Consider the following 5,611-nt stretch of genomic DNA (forward strand, 5'->3'; position numbering starts at 1 on the left):
AAGGCGGCGTGACTTTGACTCAGGCTTCAGTAAGGAACTTGGGAACCTGTCGTCCCGATGCGAAGGGAGAAATCCAAGCGGAAGGCCTCCGCAAGGCACGCGCGACGACACAGCCGTCCGCTATGCGGTCTGCAGAGTCCAAGCAAGCGACCATCAAGCGAGGTAGACGATGAGCAAAGCTGCGATGGTTGCGCTCTACGCGCGGGTATCCTCCGAACAGCAAAACAAACGCGGCACCATTGAAAGCCAGATCGCTGCACTGAAGGAGCGTATTTCAGCTGACGGCGCGCAGATCGTCGACGACATGTGTTTCGTTGACGCTGGCGTGAGCGGTGCGACGCTGATTAGACCTCAATTGGAGCGCCTCAGGGACTGTGCCGCGCTCGGTACGATCGATCAGCTGTACATCCTGTCACCGGACCGGCTGGCGCGCAAATATGCGCACCAGGCGCTGCTGATGGAAGAGTTCTCGGCCTGCGGTGTCCAGGTGGTGTTCCTCAATCACGCGATCGGTACGACGCCGGAAGAGTCGCTGCTATTGCAGATGCAGGGAATGATCGCAGATGATGCGGAGCGCGGAATTATGCAAAGCCACACCGCCAAAGTGGCGGCGTAGCTTGCATCTCAGCGGTACTGCACTCTGCATTATTCCGGCTCGAACAATGAGGCGATCAGCGCATCCGGCGCCTTGAATCGGCCGCGACGCAAGCCAAGAGACAATACCGCCTCCATAGCATCGAGCTTCTCCAACGGATCTACACGTAGGTAAATCTCGGTCGTGCGAGTGTCAGCATGGCCAAGCCACAAAGCCACCTTGCGGATGTCCCGAGTGGCCTGAAGCATAGTTATAGCGCAGCCATGCCGGAGCTGATGAGGAGACACAGAGCGCCCGTTCAAAGAGGCGCATGTTTTCGCGGCGGTGCAGGCGTGTTTGTCGAGGACGTACTCGAAGCCGGCTCGGGTCATTGCGTCTCCTTGCGCATTCACGAATAGCTCGGGGACCGGAACCTTGCCCCGCACTGCGAGCCAGGCTCGGAGATCTGCAGTGGTCGCCTTCCAGAGCGGAAGGCATCGCTCCCGCCGACCCTTCCCGAGAACGCGAATGCTCGGTGTTCGCTGCAGGGACAAGTTCTCTAACAGTAGCCCTACCAATTCGGAAACACGTAGGCCGCAGGCGAAGCAGAGGTGCAACATTGCGCGGTCGCGAATTCCAAGGCGTGTTGTGATGTCTGGCGCGTCGATGAGGGCGCAAACTTCGTCCTTCGTGAGATGCCGTATTAGCGCTTGGTCATGCCGCTTTCCGGGGATGGCGTGAATTTGCCTCGCCTGTGCCAGGGCGGAAGGCACGCTGAACTCAACATAGTGGAAGAAGGCTTTGATGGCGGCCAGCCGTCCGTTTCGCGTGGCCGCCGAGTTGCCGCGTTGTTCCTCGATGTAGGCAAGGAAAGCAAGAATCAGCTCAGCATCGATCTGCTCGATGCACAGCTGTGAGGGCCGGATCCCAAGGCGCTTGCTAGCGAAGATGAACAGAAGGCGAAAGGCGTGGGCGTAAGTGCCACATGTGTGAGGGCTGTAGCCGCGCTCGATCGGCATGTGTTCGCGCAGGAAACGGGTGATTAACGGTGCGACGGGTGTCATATGCCCTCCCTTGCGACCAGCGCTTCGGCCGCGGCGGCGATATCGGCCAGCAGCTCTGGGGTGGCCTCCAGGTACCAATAGGTATTAGCGATGTCTGCATGGCCCATATACGTTGCTAGCGCAACGAAGTGACGGGCGACCGCCTCGCGTCGCGTCGGGCACCGCTCCAGAGCTCGTGTTGCGAAGGTGTGCCTCAGATCAACCATGCGCGGCTGGCGCATTCGTGCTGGAGCAATCCCGGCAAGTCGACGTACCCGGCGGAAGGTATTCCCCACAGTGCTGGAGGCAATCCGCCGGGCTCCCGCCGACAGAAATACGTGGTCGTCCGTCACCGCCAGCTGGCAGCGCGCTTCGAGGTATCGGTTGAGTGCGCTCGCCGCTGTGGCGTGCAAGGGGACGAGGCGGCTTTTTCCAAACTTGGCACGCCGGATCCGCAGGATGCCATCGGCCATTACGTCGTCCAGCCTGAGGTCAAGTGCTTCCGACACGCGGAGCCCGGTCGCGGCAATAAGTCCGAACATTGTCGCGTACACCTCGCGTCGAAGCGGGTACGTCAGACGCAGACGGCTGGCTGCCACGACGAGTTGCGTCAGTTCCTCCGGCGCGTAGATATAGGGCAAGCGCCGGCGTTTGGTGAAATGGAACAGGTTGTCCGGGACCTCATGAATCGGATTCTCGGCTTGTAGGAAGCGGCCAAACTGCGCAACGTCTCGCAATCGAATGTGCCGAACGTTCGGTGAGGAACCCTCGGTCGCCCAGTCCACCGCGGTGGAAACGCGAACGTGGATGTCGCCCCTGGCGGTCGCGAACTTGGCGAACGCGCGAAGGTTTATCGATACCTCACGAAGCTTGAAGCCCAGTGCCTGGCGAAGCGCGAGGTAGCGTTCGGCATCGGCGATTAGCATGATGACACCCCCGGCCACGGCTGAGCAATTTCCGACAGCAGCCCGAAGTCCACCTTGGCGTAGTGAGCCGTCGTCATAGGAGAGCGATGCCGTAGGACCGCACCGACGTCCGCCAGGGATGCCCCCTGCCGGAGCATCGCAGTAGCGGCTGAGTGTCTCAGAACATGAGCGCCGTTGACTGGCGATTTGACTCCCGCCCTGCGCAGTGCGCTCCGCACGATATGAGTGACAGAGGCGCGCGTTAACGCACGCAGTGGAGCCAAGACGGTCGTAAAGACCTCGGGTACCTGCAACGATGGTCTACCCTGCTTCAAATAAAGCAAAATCGCGTCACCGACCTCCTGCGATAGTGGTAGTGCCTCCTGGTGACGTCCCTTCCCGCAGACAGTGATGCACCCGTGGTACCAGTCGATGTCGGCGAATTTGAGCTGGGCGACCTCGCTAGCGCGCAGCCCGAGCCGGGCCAAAAGCAGGAGCACGGCCCTATCCCGCAACCCGTTGGCGTTGTCAGAACAAGAGCCGACGACCCGCTCGATATCCTTCGCCACGAGAAATCGGGGGACTGCCGAGAGTTGCCAGCATGCGAAACCAGGGATGGCATGCTCCATACCCGGAGGGCATTGTCCGGTGGCACCGAGAAAGCGAAGGAAGGAGCGTACGGCAACAGTGATGCTCTTGGCATTTTGAATTCCATGCGGACGCGCGCGGTCAAGGACGAAGGCGCGTAGCGCCTCGGCAGAATAGGCATGTGCGTCATCGCCGAGCGCGGTGCATAGCCCCACAAGGGTTCGCTGATAGATGTCGAGCGTCGCTTCAGTCAACCCGCGATGCTTGTACATCCATGAACGGAATTCTCCGAGTACAGGCCAGAGCTCACTGGCGCATGGCGGAGTCACGGGGGGCGGAAGCTCACCCTGCTGTCGCAGGAATCGGATGAACACCGAGGCTGCCGTCAAGGATTGGCGATTGGCTCCGCGACTATACGAGACGCGCCGCTTCTCCTGAAGCGCCAGCTCGCAGGCCTCGAACCCCGAAAGCAGTTCTTGCGCGCTAAACCCGCTGGCGAGCATCCAATCCGTCCAGCCCGCGAGGCAGCGCAGCATCCAGTCGATTGTGGTAGGGGCATACCCACAGCGGTGGAGCCAGTCGGCAAAGCCGTCGATGTGATCTGCAGCGGGGCCCGCGCGGAGTCGCCCCCGGGTAACAGGTGACTTCAAGTGTGTTTCAAGCATGATAGTCTCACTTGGTTGAAGGGAGACTCAGTATGTGAGCGAGGCAGCCCGACCTGGCGATGCTGATTTATGCATTGAGCGGCGCAGCCCATCTAGGCAGCAGGCTGAGCTAACGCGATTCGCCTGCCCGATGGAACAGGGCATTTGCGGTAGTTGCGTCGCGGCCGATTCAAGGCGCTGGACGCGCTGATCGCCTCATTGTTCGAGCCGGAATAATGCAGAGTGCAGTACCGCTAAGATGCAAGCTACGCCGCCACTTTGGCGGTGTGGCTTTGCATAATTCCGCGCTCCGCATCATCTGCGTTTTGCAGTTCTATGCAAAACGCAGAATACGAACGGGCGAAGATCGCCGAGCGTCACCGTCGTGGCAAGCTTCACGGCGCAAAACGCGGCAGTGTCAATGTCCTGTCCGGGGCGCCCTACGGCTACCGCTACATTCGCCGGCAACTCGACGGAACGCCGGCCCGGTACGTTATCGAGTTGCCCCAGGCTGCAACGGTGCGGGCGATTTTCCAGTGGGTGGGGATGGACCGCCTGAGCATAGGGGACGTGGTACGCCGCCTCGCCGAGTCGGGTACCGTGACGGCGTCGGGCAAGCCATACTGGGACCGTAGTGTGGTGTGGGGCATATTGCGCAATCCTGCGTACATGGGGCGAGCTGCGTTCGGCAAGACGCAGTCGCGCGATCACCTGCAGGTCCGCGTGCGTGCACAGCGCCACAGTGCTGACGTGCCCAGAATGCCGAACTCGACAACACGCACCGAACCGCAGGACTGGATCGAGATCCCAGTTCCGGCCATCGTCAGCGAGGCGCTGTTCCAGGCGGCTCAGGAACAGCTTGCCGAGAACCGCAAGCTGGCGCGCCAGAGGCGCGACAGTGCACCGCTACGCCTGCTGCAAGGGTTGACGGTATGCGGCCAGTGCCATTACGCCTATTACGCAAAGAAGGTGAGCAAGGCTGCGGCTAAGGGGCATCAGCGGGACTACGCCTATTACCGCTGTGTTGGGACCGATGCCTACCGTTTCGGCGGCCACCGCATCTGTGACAATCTGCAGGTACGAACAGACAGGCTCGATGAGCTGGTATGGCAGCAGGTTGTGGAATTGCTCAGTCATCCAGAACGCTTGAAGAGCGAATATGAGCGTCGACTGGATATGATGGAGCGCAACGAGAAGAGTGCCTTCGACACAAGCAGCAACCTAGAAAAGCAACGGCTGCAGCTAGAAAAGGGAAAGTCCCGGCTGATCGACAGCTATGCGGACGGCATCCTCGATAAGTCCGACTTCGAACCGAAGATGCAGCAGTTGAGGAATCGGCTTGAGCAGATTGACCAGCAGATCCTTGAATCCAGGCAGCAAGGCGCGGTGCAAAGCGAGCTGTTTCTGGTCATCAATCGGCTCGAGGAATTTGCAGGCGCTGTCACCAATAAACTGGACACGATTGATCTTGAGACGAAGCGCAGGATCGTATTGGGTCTGGTCAAGCGCGTCGAAATCCACAAGGACGAAATCGTCGTTGTGTTCAGGGTTGACCCACAGCCTGGGGCTTTTGACAGCGAAAATTCGAATGATTCAGACGACGGAGTGAAAAGTATGCAACGTTGTAAGCGGCGTAGTCAGTCCGGTGCTGGCTAACCTGTTTCTCCACTATGCGTTCGACCGGTGGATGTGCAAGCATCACCCGGACGTGCCATTCGAGCGCTATGCTGATGACGCCATCTGTCATTGCAAGAGCGAAGTGCAGGCGCGAGGGCTCAAGCAGGGGCTGGAGATGCGGCTGGCCGAATGCAAGCTGGATCTGCATCCGGAAAAGACCAAAATCGTGTACTGCAAGCA

6 protein-coding genes are annotated in these 5,611 nt (G+C 60.0%); 3 read left to right on the top strand and 3 right to left on the bottom strand.

Annotated features, from left to right (window positions below; translation table 11 throughout):
- Positions 1–169: 169 nt before the first annotated feature.
- Positions 170–616: a recombinase family protein gene (locus tag ACYP5B_RS15165; protein ID WP_459570258.1), complete on the top strand. Its 447-nt coding sequence runs from the start codon at positions 170–172 to the stop codon at positions 614–616.
- A gap of 29 nt (positions 617–645) precedes the next feature.
- On the opposite strand, the gene ACYP5B_RS15170 is transcribed toward ACYP5B_RS15165, so the two are convergent.
- The 3 genes from ACYP5B_RS15170 to ACYP5B_RS15180 are packed head-to-tail and all read right to left on the bottom strand — an operon-like array spanning position 646 to position 3,382.
- A complete protein-coding gene (locus tag ACYP5B_RS15170) occupies positions 646–1,638 on the bottom strand; it encodes a tyrosine-type recombinase/integrase (RefSeq protein ID WP_459570259.1) in 993 nt (330 codons plus the stop codon).
- A complete protein-coding gene (locus tag ACYP5B_RS15175) occupies positions 1,635–2,543 on the bottom strand; it encodes a tyrosine-type recombinase/integrase (RefSeq protein ID WP_459570260.1) in 909 nt (302 codons plus the stop codon). Before ACYP5B_RS15175 ends, ACYP5B_RS15170 begins: the two co-directional genes overlap by 4 nt.
- Positions 2,537–3,382, bottom strand: a complete 846-nt coding sequence (locus tag ACYP5B_RS15180; RefSeq protein ID WP_459570261.1) for a tyrosine-type recombinase/integrase — start codon at positions 3,380–3,382, stop codon at positions 2,537–2,539. The genes ACYP5B_RS15175 and ACYP5B_RS15180 overlap by 7 nt, the downstream gene beginning before the upstream one ends.
- Before the next feature lie 708 nt (positions 3,383–4,090).
- On the opposite strand from ACYP5B_RS15180, the gene ACYP5B_RS15185 reads away from it, so the two are divergent.
- On the top strand, positions 4,091–5,410 hold the full coding sequence (locus tag ACYP5B_RS15185; RefSeq protein WP_459570262.1) for a recombinase family protein: 1,320 nt from the start codon (positions 4,091–4,093) through the stop codon (positions 5,408–5,410).
- Between the two features lie 31 nt (positions 5,411–5,441).
- On the top strand, positions 5,442–5,611 hold a 170-nt coding region (locus ACYP5B_RS15190; protein WP_459570263.1), incomplete at its 3' end, for a reverse transcriptase domain-containing protein.

The organism is Cupriavidus sp. 8B (assembly GCF_054589115.1).